Origin of the sequence: Egbenema bharatensis FJBBOT/2019 (assembly GCF_048077055.1) — a bacterium.
Classification (GTDB): domain Bacteria; phylum Cyanobacteriota; class Cyanobacteriia; order Elainellales; family Elainellaceae; genus Egbenema; species Egbenema bharatensis.
Genome location: NZ_CP182236.1, coordinates 1094379 through 1110921, shown reverse-complemented (window position 1 = coordinate 1110921; position 16543 = coordinate 1094379). Strand labels below are relative to the sequence as shown.

Annotated in this window: 13 protein-coding genes and 1 pseudogene; 4 read left to right on the top strand and 10 right to left on the bottom strand. The window is 50.5% G+C overall.

Annotated elements, in window-relative coordinates; all coding sequences use genetic code 11:
• Positions 1-115 precede the first annotated feature (115 nt).
• From ACM1PF_RS05275 to ACM1PF_RS05240, 8 genes and pseudogenes are all read right to left on the bottom strand, one after another.
• Positions 116-2887 (bottom strand): protein kinase domain-containing protein, encoded by a 2772-nt coding sequence (locus ACM1PF_RS05275; RefSeq protein WP_416672855.1) that lies wholly within the window; start codon positions 2885-2887, stop codon positions 116-118.
• A gap of 588 nt (positions 2888-3475) precedes the next feature.
• A complete protein-coding gene (locus ACM1PF_RS05270) occupies positions 3476-5710 on the bottom strand; it encodes a glycoside hydrolase (RefSeq protein WP_416672853.1) in 2235 nt (744 codons plus the stop codon).
• Positions 5711-5851: 141 nt separating this feature from the next.
• Positions 5852-6091, bottom strand: a complete 240-nt coding sequence (locus ACM1PF_RS05265; RefSeq protein WP_106175782.1) for a NifU family protein — start codon at positions 6089-6091, stop codon at positions 5852-5854.
• A 399-nt stretch (positions 6092-6490) separates the two neighbouring features.
• Positions 6491-7143, bottom strand: a pseudogene (locus tag ACM1PF_RS05260) (DUF3386 domain-containing protein).
• 108 nt (positions 7144-7251) lie between these two features.
• Positions 7252-7440: a 30S ribosomal protein S21 gene (gene rpsU, locus ACM1PF_RS05255; protein WP_416672850.1), complete on the bottom strand. Its 189-nt coding sequence runs from the start codon at positions 7438-7440 to the stop codon at positions 7252-7254.
• Between the two features lie 226 nt (positions 7441-7666).
• On the bottom strand, positions 7667-7975 hold the full coding sequence (locus ACM1PF_RS05250; RefSeq protein ID WP_416672848.1) for an RNA recognition motif domain-containing protein: 309 nt from the start codon (positions 7973-7975) through the stop codon (positions 7667-7669).
• Between the two features lie 1149 nt (positions 7976-9124).
• Positions 9125-10432 (bottom strand): NF041680 family putative transposase, encoded by a 1308-nt coding sequence (locus ACM1PF_RS05245; protein ID WP_416666339.1) that lies wholly within the window; start codon positions 10430-10432, stop codon positions 9125-9127.
• Positions 10425-10805: a rhodanese-like domain-containing protein gene (locus ACM1PF_RS05240; RefSeq protein WP_416672845.1), complete on the bottom strand. Its 381-nt coding sequence runs from the start codon at positions 10803-10805 to the stop codon at positions 10425-10427. Before ACM1PF_RS05240 ends, ACM1PF_RS05245 begins: the two co-directional genes overlap by 8 nt.
• 299 nt (positions 10806-11104) lie before the next feature.
• Between ACM1PF_RS05240 and ACM1PF_RS05235 the strand changes: the two genes are divergently transcribed.
• From ACM1PF_RS05235 to ACM1PF_RS05225, 3 genes are all read left to right on the top strand, one after another.
• Positions 11105-11341 carry a hypothetical protein gene (locus tag ACM1PF_RS05235; RefSeq protein WP_416672844.1) on the top strand — a complete coding sequence of 79 codons (237 nt, stop codon included), beginning with the start codon at positions 11105-11107 and terminating at the stop codon, positions 11339-11341.
• A 226-nt stretch (positions 11342-11567) separates the two neighbouring features.
• Positions 11568-12305 carry an LmeA family phospholipid-binding protein gene (locus tag ACM1PF_RS05230; protein WP_416672842.1) on the top strand — a complete coding sequence of 246 codons (738 nt, stop codon included), beginning with the start codon at positions 11568-11570 and terminating at the stop codon, positions 12303-12305.
• Between the two features lie 303 nt (positions 12306-12608).
• Positions 12609-13361, top strand: coding sequence for a cobyrinic acid a,c-diamide synthase (locus tag ACM1PF_RS05225; protein ID WP_416676572.1), 753 nt, complete (start codon positions 12609-12611; stop codon positions 13359-13361).
• A 12-nt stretch (positions 13362-13373) separates the two neighbouring features.
• Here the strand turns inward: ACM1PF_RS05225 and ACM1PF_RS05220 are convergent, their stop codons facing one another.
• Both ACM1PF_RS05220 and ACM1PF_RS05215 read right to left on the bottom strand, forming a co-directional pair.
• Positions 13374-14453, bottom strand: coding sequence for an amylo-alpha-1,6-glucosidase (locus tag ACM1PF_RS05220; protein WP_416672840.1), 1080 nt, complete (start codon positions 14451-14453; stop codon positions 13374-13376).
• Positions 14450-15442: a glycogen debranching enzyme N-terminal domain-containing protein gene (locus ACM1PF_RS05215; RefSeq protein WP_416672837.1), complete on the bottom strand. Its 993-nt coding sequence runs from the start codon at positions 15440-15442 to the stop codon at positions 14450-14452. The genes ACM1PF_RS05220 and ACM1PF_RS05215 overlap by 4 nt, the downstream gene beginning before the upstream one ends.
• A 454-nt stretch (positions 15443-15896) precedes the next feature.
• Here ACM1PF_RS05215 and ACM1PF_RS05210 point away from each other — a divergent pair, with 454 nt between their 5' ends.
• A complete protein-coding gene (locus ACM1PF_RS05210; RefSeq protein ID WP_416672836.1) occupies positions 15897-16502 on the top strand; it encodes a peroxiredoxin in 606 nt (201 codons plus the stop codon).
• Positions 16503-16543: the final 41 nt, after the last annotated feature.

Below are 16543 nucleotides of genomic sequence, written 5' to 3'. Positions count from 1 at the left end.
GCCCGCCCAGTCAACAAAGCAAAATAATCACACAGTTTAAATTCACAATCCTCAAGGGGAAGAAGGAGCCAGGCAGTTTGTAGGTTTACGCTCCGCCTGCATCCTGCTGCCTTGACTAAAACGAGACGTAAAATCGGCGGCTCCCTGTTGTGCCTTCGCGGATCACAAGGGTTAGATCTTGAGATCCGGTTTCCTTCCAGACGCGATCGAGCAAGTATACCTCACCTTGCAGTCGTCCCCCTGGAGCAATCATGGCATCTGGGGATCCATTAAACGTCACCCTGGAGCTTACCGTTTGCCCATCCGCATCCCGAACCTCAGCAAAGAGCGGCACAAAGCCAAAGGTTCGCTCGCTATCGTTTTCCACCAGGATCGTTGCGACAAAGGTACCGCGCGGATTAACTCGGGCCCCACTCAGGCGCACCGACACTTCATTGAGGGTTTGCGTCACTGAGAGGGGCACATTTCCGGGCGGCACAGGGCTACTGGTTCGACTCAACGCCAGGCGGTTTGAAGGAGATGGGCTAGCGGGCGCAGGCTGGGGAGCCGGCAGGGGCGCGGCTGTCACCGGAGAAGGTGAGGTTGGCGCGGGGGCATCGCCACCGGGAGCCAGACTGATGGATGGAATACTGCGGCTGGTGCGGGAGGTGGGTTGGGATGCTGCTCCACTAGCTGATGGAGTGGACTGAGGAGGTTTTGCCGTTGAGGAAGACTGAGGGGTGGGAGCAGTGGACTGGGGCGCAGGAGAGGCTGACCCTTGGGACACACTACTGGATACCACTACGTCCGCAGGCGAAGAGCTACCTGATGAGCGACGGGTAATTCGCAAGCTGGGGGTATCGGTGGGACTTGGGGAGGCAACGGGAGGAGCGGCTGCAATCTGCTGTTCAACCTGATTCAACTGAGCGGTGTAATCCTGCGATCGCGTTGCTGCTTCCTCTGCCACAAAGGAAGTACTGGAAATCGCCCCGATGGTGGCTAAAGCCTTGCGCCAGAGCGATCGAGCATTTTCATAATCTTGCCGGGTTCTGGCTGCCTGAGTGTGCTCTGTGGCCATGCGAGCCTCCACTTCAGCCCGACTGAGCAGCTTGGCCGATCGCTCTTCTTTTTCTAAGCGCGATTCGATTTGGGCCAGAAGATCGTCGTAATTGGGAAGCACCTGCTGAACGGGATCAGCATAATCGCTAGAAGAGGGCAAAATCCGGAGTTTGCTAATCGCCTGACGAATGCGATCGCGGGCCTGTTGCAGGTCATCAATCTGGCTGGCATTGTCCGACAGAGACTTTGCCGTTTCTGCCTGATGGGTCGCCTGTTGATATTCTCGCTCGACCCACTGACCATCGGCACAGTTATTCAGCGATCGACACAACATAGCGATATGGGGAGATTGTACTCCAACCGCCAATCCACTCATGGACAACACCCCCAGCAAACTCAGCAGGGCTAGCTGTTTCGTCCTCCGCTGTTTAGGGGATTTATCCACTAAGACCGTCAACCGCGTGATGGAGGTACTTTGCTGCGGTGCTGTGATCGGATAAAGCGTAGACAGATCAGCCAGAGGAACCGCTGGTTCTGGAGAAGAGGGACGGTTAGCCTTTGTGCCAGCTCCTCCGGGGGAACGAGAGATGGCATTCGATCGAACCCGTGCAGGGAAATCATCGTTGGAGGCAGTACCGCTGTGGAAAGCACGACCCCTGGATGACATCCTCTTAGAGTCCGTAGTAGCCGATCGTGATTTAGAAGATGGAACCGCCAATTGCCCAGCCGCCGATCCTCTAGCGACTCCTTGTCCAGCCGCCGCCAATTGTCCAGCCGCCAGTCCAGCCGCCAGTCCAGCCACCGACTGCTCCAAACTACGGGTTGAACGGTTTGTCGCTTCCAGCAGGGTTGAATCCAGGCTCAGAGGAGCGGACTTGTTCCCTTGAGAAAAGATGGCCGTCACTGCATGGGGAGAAACTGGAGCCTGATCGAGACCCGCTGACCGGATCACCGTTGTTGTGGCGGCGGTTGCATGCATTAGATCTTGAATGGCTACCAGATCATTAAGCACCTGATCGGCTGAAGCATAGCGATCCTGGGGCCGCTCTGCCATCATCGTTTCCAGAATTTGAGCAAACTCTGGCTGGACTCTGACCAGCGATCGCCATTTCCACTCCAGCGACTTCGGATCAATCAAATGATTGGGCGACTTAGCCGTCAGCAATACCGCAGCCGTAACTGCTAAAGCATAGAGATCGCTACGGGGGGAGCATTGACCAATCCGAATTTGCTCATAGGGGGCATACCCCAGTTTGCCAACCGATACCGACGCTTCAACCGAACCATCTGGATTAATTGAGCTGATTTCGTACCAGTGGGGAGCCGCCTGCTTGACCACTCCAAAATCAATCAGTACCGGCAGACCCCCATCCCTGGGCAGCATGATGTTATCCGGTGAAATATCGCGGTGAACAATATTTTGGTGATGCAGATAGCTCAAGACCGGCAGCAAGTGGCACAACCACTGAAACACTTCTAGCTGGCTAAAGGCTCTGCCGCGCTTTTGCCGTTCCTGAAGCAGTCGCCAATAGGTCTTGCCGTCGATGTACTCCTGGGCAATGAACAGGCGATGATTTTCTTCAAAGACAGCAAAAAATTTGGGGATCTGCGGATGATTGAGCTGATGTAAAATCTGGGCTTCGCGGTGGAAGAGTTCATGAAGTTTTTGGGCAATTACCGAGTCTCCCTGGTGTCTGGGCACAAACTCTTTCAACACGCAGAGTTCGCCAAACCGCCGATCGTCAGCGGCTAAGTAGGTTCTACCAAACCCGCCTCGCCCTAATATCCGTTTTACTTGATAGCGGCGATCGACAAATGTTCCAGGGGATAACTCTGAGCCTTTCGTCACTGTCTAGCTCCTTCTCTTAAAGCGCTTAACTCTCATAAACACACGAATAAAATGATGCCCTGATAAATATTACGGCACAGCCCAACATTTACCTAGTGCCCCCTACCGGATGCCCACCCAACACTCGATCGAGCTTTTGGCATTCAAAGCCCTGTTGGCCTTGGGGCAAGCTTCTGGAGGGTGACGAAAGATCTGGGAAAAATTCCTCAGATTAGCCCAAACAGTATCAGAAGCAGCTTTGATGCTCTGTATTAAAGATATCTAGACATTAAAGATATCCAGATCAAAAGCAACGAGTAGGGTTAGCAACTAGATTATAAAGATGCCCCGTATAGATGACCAGATCTTTATGAACAGTGGGCTTTCAAGATGTAGGCTTTTAAATCGTGGATTTTCAGGATGGTTGCTTTCAAGATGACAGACTTTTGAACCTCGGAATCCCCAGACTGTTGCAGATCAGGCAGCCTGGATCGAACCGCACCCCATTAAGATGCTACCTGAAAATCCCGTAGGGAGTCTGGCATCCCAAAATTCTGTTGAAGTTTCACAGGCAGTTTTGGATCAGCCGATACAATGCACCCGTGATTACTATGGCACATCTACGGGAATAAATTTGTTTTCTGGTAAATAACTACAGTAGCGGCCCTCGTCCGCCAGGATAACCACCAGACGAAGTGTCCAATCTGGCTCAACGGCGGGCAAATCAGCCCAGGGAATGGCTACTTCCAGGCAGGTGTCAAAGGCAGCCTGGGCGCGACTGACGCGGGAATGCCACTGATAGTAGCCGATCGCCTCCTGAAACCAGGTGGTCTGGGTCAGTAGATTGATCCCTAAATGATGCCGGAAGAGATAATTGAGCGGTGGCTGATCGGGCAATTCCGCAATCGGGGCAGGACTCACAGGCATGGGGCGATCGGGGTAAAACCAGAGCAGGTGCGCTTCCGAGGGTAACTCAACACCAGGCTTGGCTCCCGTTTTAAAATCTACCCTGAGATAGAGATTCAGGTGATCGACTCCATACCACAGCCGCTGCACCAGAGTACTCTGATGCATAGTTCCCCGCGCTCCCCCAATTTCAATCCGTCCTGCCCGGTTCCAATCCTGTTCATCGCCAATGCCATCAATGACAGGGTGAATAAAGCCATCGGGACGGTGATCCCCTCGCGGCAGATGGGGTTCCACAGGTTGACGCACTTCGACCGGCACCGGTTGATTCAAAGCTTGATACAACGTCGTCAGGTGCTCCCGAAACAGTTGATCAAACATGGCATCCTGATTGGAGGAATGCCCTTCACCGAACCACCAAAACCAATCAGATCCTTCAGCCGCATAGAGAGCTTCCCAGGCTTCCGGATTGTTTTCTTCTGTGGCTTCTGGTTGATTTGCCAGAGTTTGCCGGGCCTGGATCAGCAAATCCCAGGCGCGATTTTTCGCTGAGTCGCCAATCCAGGTGCTAAAGCTGCCATCCACCCAGGATCCACTATGAAGCTGATGGGCAGGCAATGGCACCGTAGGCGGAAACCGATCGAGAAATTCCGATACGGTCACCAGCTCGATCGCCGGATGTTCACTCAAAATCTGGTATAGCGATTCCAGGAAGGGCTTGCCGTCTTCCTGATAAAACTCCCAGCAGTTCTCCCCATCCAGGGCGATCGTTACCAGCCAGGGGTGTTCCAGGGCAGTTCCCCCCTGCTGCTGATGGGATTTCAACGTGCGCCCGATCGCCTCCAAATGCCCAATTAAGTCAATGGCGGCTCGCTGAGGTTCCATGTTGCCATAGGTGAAACCAATCAAATCTGATAGGCGATGATCCCGAAATACGATCGCCAGATCGCCGTGGGGAGTTTCTAGCCGATAGGGACGATAGAGCAACTCCGGTTCAGTGAGCGTTCCCGATCCATCCCGATGGAAAAAGTGATGCAGCGTCCAGCCCAGCACGGCTTCATCAGCACAAATCCACTGGAAGCCCTGCTCCGTAATGTAGGGCAAAATGGCCGGGCTTACCGACTGTTCCGACGGCCATAGCCCTCGGGGGTTACAGCCAAACCGATCGCGGTACATCTGCTTCGCTCGGCGCAAATGGCGCGGAATATCCTCTGCCCAGCGGAAGCGATATTTGGGCAGCGGCATCTCAGGCAGGGCAACCCGTCCTGCATTCGTGTCGGCTAATAACGGCAGAATCGGATGGGTATAGGGTGTAGTGGTAATTTCTAGCTGTCCTGCTTCCTGCATCCGACGGTGCTGGGGAATAATCCGGCTCAGAATTTCTCGTTGCTTAGAGTAAATACGCTGGCGATCGCTCAAGGTATAGCCCTTTCCCCGCTCCAGCCAGTTCGCAATCTCCAGATCCTCCCAAAACAAGGGATCAAACCAGGCCAGGTTATGCCACGCCAATAAATCGCTATAGTCCTGGGCAGTCCAGTGATTCAAACACCAGTCTCGTCCCTTGTCCTGTCGTTGTCCATACAGTTCCCCATAGCGTGGATGAGGATCAATCATCGTATGGTGCTGAGCATCAAAAAAATGCTCAATGATGAACTGCTGTTGCTCTGGGCGGAGCGTTTCTACAGGAGACAGCAATAGGGCAAGATAGGGATCAAACGCTGTTCCCGCAATGTAGTCTTCGATTTGCAGGATCAGAGAAGGCACCAAATTCACCGTCTGATGCAGTTTGGGAAACCGTTCCAGCATTAGCACCAGATCCAGATAATCCTTCGTGCCATGCAACCGCACCCAGGGCAATCGATATTCACCATCCAGATTGCTCTTATAGAGCGGTTGATGCTGATGCCAGATGAACGCAACGTAGAGAGGATGAGTCATGGCGGCGTGAGAAACCGAATATCAAAGAGCAAAAAGCAGGAAAACTCAACTTCATTTCCCTGCTCTAAACTCTATCGGTTTCAGCGAAGATTACCAATCCCTGAACCCAAGAAAAATTTTCAAAATGGGTTGAGGCAGTCCCTATAGAACTTGCTCGACCTCAGCAATTTCAGGAATCGTTTCCCGCAATTTGCGCTCAATTCCCATCTTCAGGGTCATCGCTGAGCTGGGGCAGGAACCACACGCCCCTTGGAGCCGCAGTCGCACGATCGGCCCATCCAGTTCTACCAATTCTACGTTGCCACCATCCGACATCAGATAGGGACGCAGTTCATCTAAGACTCTTTCTACGTTTTCCGAGGTTAATTCCATAGTTTGCATAATTCACCTTGCGATCGGTTGCAATAATCCCAGCGTTGCTACTCTCCATTGTAATCAAGAGGAGGACTGAGAATGATGCCAACTGAACGACAGTTCGCCCTGCAGGGACAAAGCTGTTAGGAGTGAATGAGGATCAGGAGCATTCCGCTAATGCCAATTTGATTTTATGCCAATTGATTACCGCAGGGTAGGCATTTTGCCTGCTGGAAAGAGCGCGAAAGATCCTTGCGATGCAGATACCAATCCGGGGTGCACCTGCGGAAATCTAAGATTCAGCGATCGGGAGACAGGCATTAAACGTCAGGAGTTAGATCCCAGGAGCGGGCTTCCAGAAAGACGGCAAAGGGCAGGCAAGATGCCCACCCCGCAGGAGTTTTAGATTATTAACCGTCGCACTCCCTAAACAACCGCAGGTTGCAATAACTTCACGTTGGAGAAACTAAATTCTGTGACCGGAGCATCTTCATCTTCGGCTGAGACGATAATGCGCTGAGTCAGGATGAAATAATTGCCAACCTTTTCATAATTGTCCTCAAAGTCCGTTTGAGGAGCCTTCTGCTCGCCTGTTTTAGGGTCGTGATAAACCGAATCATAGCGGTGGGACAGATAACCTTCGCCCGTGTTATGGCTGCTGAAGGTGTTGATCGTCACGACGATGCCGTGAATATGGCGATGTACCATGCAGACTTCGTTATTGCGAACTTTGTAACGATCGCCTTCCGCTTTACCGCCAACTATAATTTCGATCGCCCCAGTTTCATCTTTTTCACCCAGAGAAAAGTATTTTTCCCGTGGGTTTCCTCAAAGGTGCGCCGAACCCGGTGAATTGCGATCTCCCGCAGTTGGCCAATGATTTCATCCTTGGCTGTTTCGTCAGCCACATCCGCAACCTCAACACTGAGGTTTGAATCCACGCGTACCTTGCCTGTATAGGCTTCATCACCACGCTTTAACGTAACATCTGCCGTGTAGCCAGGAAAATTTTTGTCCCAGGTATATCGATTTTCGTAGGCAGATTGCATCAATTTGCGAGCGTCCATTTGCTCAGCCATCTAGATCCCTCTTCAGACGACAGTTTCTAGTTTAGGAGATCTGAGGGTTTAAGAGCAGTGATTCAAAGGGCAGAATTCAGAGTGAGGGCTGCGGAGGATCTGGTGTGATTAAGCTTTGGAACGGAACCGCCGCTTCTTACGTCGGGCGATCGCCTTACGCTTGGCTTTCTGTAGCGGCGTTTCAAAATGTCGATTTTTCTTCATATCTGCGAAAATGTCTGCCTTGGACACTTGACGCTTGAAGCGACGCAATGCAGACTCAATTCCTTCATTTTCGCCCAGAATTACTTGAGCCATCCCTATAGACCTCCTAGGTGTCAACAGTAAAAAATGGCTCTCCAACACTTTGTACCGTCATCAGTGGGTGTTTCAGAGGCAAGACAAAAGAATTTTGTACGAACTTCCTTTATCAACAAGCGGGAGAGCCAGCAGAGGGAGAGCGAACTTGGTTTTCAAACCCGCCCAAACCCTCCAAGTCTTAAGCCTTTTTAGCTTTTCAGATTTTAGCTTTCTGAGAATTTCGCTAGTAGCGGCGATTATTCCGTTTGCGGTTATCCCAACCTCCACCGCCCCCTCTGGCAGGACGTTCTTCACGGGGTCTGGCCTTGTTGACCTTTAGATCTCGCCCCATCCATTCTGCACCGTCCAGAGCATCGATCGCTGCCAACTCTTCCGATTCTGAAGCCATTTCTACAAATGCGAAGCCACGCATACGCCCGGTTTCTCGGTCAGTCGGAATCTGGATGCGCTTCACTTCACCGTATTCTGAGAAAACCTCATTAATCTCGGTTTCAGTTACCTGATAGGACAGATTTCCCACATAGATTGACATAACTACTCCATTAAAACAGCACAGAGAATGAATAATCGGAGAGTTGACTGTCAAGGATGTACAGGTACAACTTAAAACCGAATATGAAATCTCAGCTTTTATGTTAGCTCAGAGATAGGACTTTCGCATAGTCATGTCTGGGGGCAGCGACCTGAACCAGATTGGGATGACAGGAGCCTGCTCCGGCCTACCTTTTACGGGCCAATCAGTTCCTCCAACCAACCTGGCATTTACAAAGGTTTCAGAAGGATTGACTATCCATCAGGGGGTCATGACATGGCCTTGACTGCGTTCTTTGCTCCTACCCAGTGGATCCTAATGAATACTAAACTGACTCAAGGTGGGGACGATCGCTCATCCCCACCTCTATTGATATATTCAGTAGATCTAAAATGGGTTCATTTCACAGTGAATCCTGGGGTTGATCCCCCTAAATCCCCGGCTCGACTGAACGTTCGACTGAGCTCACGCCGAAGTCATCGCCGAACGTCCTTAAAAAGGGGGACTTCAACCCCGCTTCGGTTTGTGCTACGCACATGCTCCGCGAACGGTTCCCCCCTTTTCAAGCTACCGTGTACACAGATCTTGGCTGAGAGGCTCAAACCCTGATAGATCCCCCTAAATCCCCCTTAAAAAGGGGGACTTCTAATCCGGTTCCCTCCTGTTTAAGGAGGGTTAGGGAGGATCAAACCCAGTCGTGGCTAGAGCAGATGACTTGTGTGTACACCGTAGCCTTTTTCAAGGAGAGCTAGGGGGAATCTAAACAAGGTTTTTGATCTACTGATATTGGTTTGATGGCTCAGATCAGAGTTATGACAGATCAAAGCACAGATCAGAGCCAGACTTAAAACCTATTTCATTTTCTTTTCATTTGCTTTGACTTGAGCAAATTCCTTTAATCGGGAGGCTACATTTGTTGCGCCTTCACTGGGCAATGTATTGGTTGCAGCCCCTTCAACTGGGCCACCGATTTCTCGCCAATCTTTTAAGCCACCCTTAAGTTCAGCAATACGAGTAAAACCAGCTTCTCTTAACTGATTCGCACCCGCAGCCGTTTCTTCATCCTGGAGTTTAGACTAATCACAGCAGAAATAGCCCAACCCCCTTATCTGGATTGAGCGAGACTGAAGATTGGGAAAAATTTAGTGGTTAAGCGGTCTTGTTCGCCACCTTCTTGGGTCTGGTGAAGCGCTTTTTGACCGTTGGATAGCGAATACGGCGGGAACGGGGTTGCCCTGGAGTCCACCCCGGTGACTTTCCGCGTGGTTTGGGCGGGGGGGCAGGTGTGCCAATCAACGCTAAAACAGAGGCAAAGGCATTTGCGGTTCGTCCCGGAGATAGCTTAGCAGATGACTTTTGCCAGGGCAGGGGGGAGTCCTGGACGTGGCAACGAGCCAACCACAACTGCCAGGTGAGCAAGGGCATCAGATCGCTCCAGCGTTCGGATTGTTCGGGCGTTGCCAACTGGGGTAACGTCCAGTGCAATCGTTGCTTAGCGAAGCGATACCAGTGGTCAATGGCAAAGCGACGGAAATACTGTTGCCACACCGTCTCTAAGTCGGGTGGTGCTTGTCCCACCCAAATTAGCCACAAAGGTTTGGCGGGGTGGAGGGCAGAGTCATGGAGGCGTTGCAGTTGAATTAACCAGATCGTCTGGTTGGCAACGCGTCGCAGTCGCATTGATGACCACATCCGCACGTGTAATCGTCCCCACCGGGACTCTTCTACCTGGAGTTCGGCATCAGATGACCACCAGGTGGTGGCATCGTTAAGTTTGAACTTCTCCCCATACTGCCGAGGACGACCCGTTCCGCTATAAACAGGCGGTGGTCCATACAGTACTCGATTGGAACGCAACCGAATCAACTTGTCACAAGCAATATCCGCCGTACCATTGAGGAATGGGGCACAGCCATATTCGGCATCCCACAAAGATAAGGGACGAACCTGGAACTGCTCACACACCTGACGCAATTGCACTATTGCCTTGCTAATGGGGCTCTCTGCGCTAGTGATGCGTTCATGCAGCAACGGTAATGCCCAACTGCCCTGCTCCTCTGGAATCCACGCAATCGTACTATATCCTTGTCCCAACGTCACCGGTTTGGCTCCACTCATCGGAGTTGCTTGATGTTCATACGTCCGTTCTCGCAGGGTTTGTGCCTGTAACCTTGACCATGCCGTGTGGTCTCCCGCTAAGACAACCCGTTCGTCCTGGGGCATTTGCTCCAGGTACAACCCCATCCACTCCAGTCGAGGCGGGTTGCTATCCTGTAGGGCTTCATACAAACTCGGCCATTGGCGTCGAAAGACAGGGGCAACCGACAGTTCGGCAAAGGAGTACACACTGCGGCTCACTAGCACGGCATCCATCAGGTCGAAGAGAGCATCCTTGCCGTTGCCAATCAGCATGTAGGATTTATGTCGAAACGCCCTCAAGCGGTCAAAATTAGTCATGGTCAATCATTATTGATGCAACATGACCATTAAGCAGCCAAACCGTCGGGTTTGGCTGCTTTTCTTTCCCAATTAGTCTAAACTCCAGTTCATCGGAATTACCGTAAACGTAAATATCCCGCCCTGGCAGCAAGGCTTGCTTCGCCATTTCGAGCGCATCAGGTAAAGGTAAGGTGATCGCTCCCATAATGCGACATTCGTTGAACGTATCGTGATCCCGAATGTCTACAATGGTCAGCCCTGGCTCTCCCCAATTTAGACGCGACTTAAGCTCGTAAGCAGTCGCCTGACTATGAAATTCAGGTGGGACGGGGGTGATCTCAGGCATTTTATCCTTAGCTGCCACAACGGCATCTTGAAGATTATTTTCCATGAGTGTGAATATCCCTTTAGCTACACTTTCCCAACCCTATCAAAACCAAAAACAATAAACCTCTTCCTAGAGAACGAAAGCAGCTTACCTATCTATATCAACATCATTAGATTCAATTGAAATTGAAATTTACAGGCAAAAATTAACTGAAACCAGACATAAGAATTGCCAATGCAAATCATGAACAAAATCAATGTTTTTAAGAATACATTTCAACTTTATGCTCTTTGGACGATGACTTAAATCAGCTCGATCGGTCACTCTGTATTAATAATAGATAAAGAGTGGAGATCTACTTTATGGCTACAACTCAAACAAATTCACAAGCAATTAGTGATCTGGAATATGATCTTCTAACGGTTTTACAAAACAAAGCTGAAGCCGTACAAATGTACGATCGCTATATTCAGGATGCCCAGAATGCTAACTCGCAGCCCTGTGCTGAACTGCTCAAAAAGCTTCAACAGGAGGATAGAGAGCAGGTTCAGGAAGTGCGTCGTCATCTTCAGGAAGTGATGCAGAAAGGAAAAATGTAATTAACAATCCTGAATTGCTGTTTGATCTGTTTAGCAGGATCTAACAACAATATAAAATCACCTTTGGGATAAGCAATGCTAGTGGAATAGGCAATGCTTATCCCAATATAATTTGAGAATTTAGTTTGGTAATTTAGTAGTGGGAAATTAGGGGCTTTGTAATCTGGTGATTGATAATTGGAGATCAAGCAAAAGTAGTGTAAGCCCAAAAGTGGAGCAATCATTTATGGCAGATGAACCTGATTTAACTGAGCAAGCGATCAATAAACTCTTTGAATTGGCCCTTTCCAGTCAGTTAGATGAAGCGAAACAGGTTGAGGTTGATATTCGTACTGAGCCGACGAAGTTAGTTCAAGGCCAGTTTGATTCTGTAGACATCTCCGGTAAAGGGATGACCTTCAAACAGGCTATCCGAATTGAGGCGATCGATGTTAGTACTGACGCAGTCACGATCGATCCCCTAAAAGCCATAACGGGCGAACTGGAACTGATTCAACCGCTCAATGCTCAGGTGAAGCTATCACTCACTGAAGCCGACCTCAATCAAGCGTTAGCTTCTGAATATATTCGCCGCAAAGTTCAGGGACTACAGATTGAGCACGAAGGTCAGGTCATCACCTTCAATGTGGAACAGGCGATCGTTCGTTTGCAAGAGGCTGGGCAAATGGCAGTAGAGACCCAAATCTTTTTACCGGACTCCGGTGAGTGCAAAAGCCTTTCTGCGATTGCCATTCCCTCCGCCAGTGAGGACGGTTATCGCATTGACATGAAGTTTGTATCTGCTCAGGGAGAGGGATTTTCCCTGGATTTTCTGGTGGTGTTATTTAATCAGGTGGTTGAACTGCTCGACCTGCGGAATCTTAAGCTTGGCGGTAATTCCCTTCAGCTTCAAGCCCTTGAAGTATACCCAGGTAAACTGTTGCTTCAGGTGATGACTCGCCTCCAGCATATACCCAAAGTTTAGAACTCCTGCCAGCTCGATTCATTGGCTCAATTGGCGTAAACAGTAGAACGATCGAAATGCATAAGTAGAAGTACGGAATTTTTCATCCAACCTGCATCGCAATTTTACTGAAAATCCGTCAAGCATTGTCCTTGAGAATTCAATATATTGGAGCATCTAGCAGGATCTTGTTCTGCTCCAACAGTAGCTAGTAGCTGTTCTGCATCTATCTCCCCTCCTATGGAATTCTCTCCCGCCTCTCTACCTTTTCCCAGCGATTTGATGACAAGTGAACGCTCTAACAGTAAAGAATGGGCCGTCAGTATGGGCAGTGTAGACAATATTCTGGGCAAGCTTCCCCCTTCAGCCCGCACCTGGGTAGAAAGTCTATCCTGGCAGCAACGTCGTTATATGCTGTCCCTCTGTCATCTCATCTGTGCAGCTCCTGCCGAAGTCCAGGCTGAATTCCTGGACGATTATACTGCCGATGGTCTTGTGACGCGAAAGCTGGAGGATCAAGAAACAAAGCTGCGCGTCAAGCAATATCTCAAGGATTTTCACATTGAAACTGAACTAACTGAGTCCGTCCTGCGAGACTACATTCGTCAGTTTTATACCCACTCTGCCCAGGATACCCGTCGCCAACCAGACTTGTACTTGCAATCTGCCTTAAAGCTTGTGTTTAGTACAGAGGAACGCAACAACGTATTTAGCTATATTCTGGGGTTTGAACTGCTGAAAATGATGTTTCAAATGAGCTGGTTTCAGCACGAAAAACTGTACCGAATCCAGCGTAATCAGGAAGAGTTTATTAATACCTACATTAAGCCGATTCAGCATGCGCATCGCATCAATGGCATTATTGTGCCCAGAGATGAAGGCGTGTTTTTTGCCAAGCGCAACTACTTTGTGCAAACCCCCGACATTTCAGTCAAGAAGCTGGTTGAACTGGTAATGGCGACCTTCACCACTGAAGCCACCGCAAATTTCGGCTTCACCATTATTCGGCACCCTAATTCCCTCAGCTTCGATTACGACTACATTTTTGAACCAGAACCCAACGCGATTTTCTCCTAGCTTGTTCTGGTATTACCGCCAGTGCCGAATCATCTCCGCCACTGACCAGGCCTGGGCGATCGCGCCTCTGGGTAAATGAGGTGGATCGCCATCAAAAATTTCAGACATGGAATGAAAGCAGGCTTGCTGCTCAAAATGTTCGATCAAGGGCTGCCAGTCGTAGGGCACAGGCTGATGGGGATAAAACCGTTGCCAGGCTCGAATGAACGGGCCGAGGAGCCAGCTCCAGACACTTCCCTGGTGGTAGGCTCGATCGCGCTGCCAAATTCCCCCGACATATTGCCCCACATATTTGGGATCAGCCGGATCCAGAGAACGCAATCCGTAGGGAGTCAACAGCCGATCGTGGGCAACCTGTAAAGCCGGTTGACCCATCTGATCTGAAAAACCGCAGTGATAGAGGGAGAGGGCAATCACCGCATTGGGGCGAATGCTGCCATCCGGGTAATCATCTGGGGCGATCGCGTCATATAGATAGGACTGCGCCGGATTCCAGAATTTTTGCAGCGAGACTTTCACCTGTTCAATCTGGGTTCGGTAGCGACGAGCTTGATTGGTAAAGGCTGTAGTGTCCACATCTGGCTGTTGCTGAAGGTGAATCGCCCACTTCTCTGCCCAACACAGAGCCGAATACCATAGGGCATTGATTTCTACTGCCTTACCGCGACGAGGGGTTACGGGTTCCTGCTTCACCACCGCATCCATCCAGGTCAGGGCAACATTGGGCGCATCCCAGGTCACCAGTCCATCAACGGCATCAACGCGAATGTTGTACCAGGTTCCCGCCATCAGTCCCTTATAGATTCGACCAACGATCGGGTACTGCTCCACCAAAAAGTCCCAATCCTGCGTCGCTTCCAGGTAAAGCCCCAAGGTTTCAATCCACCATAAGGCTGCATCAATACTGTTGTAGAAGGGTTGCGTGCCAGCATCAGGAAATGCATTCGGAATCAACCCCTGCTGACAGTACTGCCCAAAGGTTTTCAGTAATCCTTTCGCCAGGTCGTAGCGTTTAGGAGTTAAGGCCAATCCTGGCAAAGCAATCAAGGTATCCCGTCCCCAATCGTTAAACCAGGGATACCCTGCAATCACAGACGGCCCATTGGTTGAAGCGCGATAGACAATAAATTGATCGCCGGATTTGAGGAGAGAGAAGGCCAGGGGAGGGGGGAAGAAGAGGGGGAAAGAACTGAATCCTGGGACCCTGAATCTGCATCCTCACTCCCTGTCCCCTGTGCCTCAATCCCCAGCCCTGCAAAAACCGTCCTTAATCGCTGGTGTTCCTCCGCAATGGCACGATCGACCGTTTGCGCATCCAGGGGAAAATCGCACCCATCAGCAGAACGGACTCTGGCTTCCAGGGTGATCGTGTCGCCTGGATTTAGGGTCACCGTCAAAGCACCGGGAGTGTAGAGATCTTCTCGATCGGATAAGCCACGAGCAGTTTCTTCTGGATAACGATAGCCCCAATACCACATTCCATCTGGCTGATAGCGTCCCTGGCTCCAACTCAACTGCCAGGATGTCCCCACCCAGGCCGGACTTCTCGCTTGCAGCAGAATGCTCTGGGCTTCGACCAGTTGAACAAACTCCAGGTCGGAGTCGGCGTGTTGCTGATAGTGAAAAATGCGATCGCCCACTAACGGACGCAAACTCAACGTAGCGGATTCTATCCCTTCATAGTGATAGTCGATTAAAACCGAATTCTGAAACCACACATCACCAGACAGATTAGGAGTAGATAAGCCATAGGGCATCACTAACCGCCGCCGCAGTTGCCAGTTATTCCATCCCCAGATCCATGTCGGAACCGGGTCAACCTGAAATTTCTGCAACAGCTTGTAGCCCATCGGTGCGATCGCCCCACTCGTCCAAAAGTTGGTGCCCAGATCAAACACCTGACCGCCAATCTCCAGACTGGCATCAATCCGAGACAGTAACAACGTTCGCTGTCCAGGCGGTTCCAATGCTGCAATCAGCCAACCGTGATAAGTGCGCGTATGGGCATCACAGACCGTACCACTGGCAAAGCTCCCCAATCCATTCGTCAGTAACCATTCCCGACTATCTAATTCATCCATGAGCCACTACTGCACCGATTCGACAAACTCCTCAAACCAAACTTTAATGAAAAATACCTTTGAAATGAAAATACCTCTAAAAGAAATAAGCATCCAGGCGATCGCGCACTCAACCCAGCCCTTGGCAAAACCCTGCTCTCAACCGGGGGATCTGCAATTAAATGGCATCCCAATTTTTGAAAAAATCGGCTGTAAGGGCGTACTGCTGTGCGCCCCTAACGGGTATGTTATTTTGTCGCATCCCCCCTGGATAGGCGGTACCCAACCCACTCCCCACTCCCCACTCCCACTCCCCACTCCCAATTCCCTCACCTTCTACTCAAAATCGTTATGACTATGATATAGTCGTAACAGTTCGTAAATTGCGAGTCAATGAGCCTCTGGTTTGCAAGCCAGAGTGTCCTCAAACAATACTTTAAGGTCATCGCAAGTTGCTATTGAAGGAGCATAATTCATGACAGAGCATGCCGAAGGTTGTATCAGAGTGGGTCAATCCGCGCCCGACTTCACAGCAACCGCTGTGTACGATCAGGAATTCAAAACGATCAAATTATCCGACTATCGTGGCAAATATGTCGTTCTGTTTTTCTACCCATTAGACTTCACCTTCGTTTGCCCGACTGAAATTACAGCATTCAGCGATCGCTTCGAAGAGTTCAAAGCCCTCAATACCGAAGTCTTAGGGGTGTCTGTAGATAGCGAATTCTCTCACCTCGCCTGGATTCAGACCGATCGTAAGTCTGGCGGTGTCGGTGATCTGAGCTATCCTCTGGTGTCGGATATCAAGAAAGAGATCAGCACCGCTTACAATGTGCTCGATCCGGAAGCAGGCGTTGCGCTACGCGGATTGTTCATCATTGATAAAGATGGCATTATCCAGCACGCAACGATCAACAACCTGGCGTTTGGTCGCAGTGTAGAGGAAACCCTGCGGACGCTGCAAGCGATTCAGTACGTTCAGTCTCACCCTGACGAAGTCTGCCCAGCAAACTGGCAGCCGGGTCAGAAGACGATGAACCCTGATCCAGTGAAGTCTAAGGACTACTTCGCGGCTGTATAGTGTTGTTGGTTTAGGATTCGGCTAGCTCTTGGAGAGTGAGC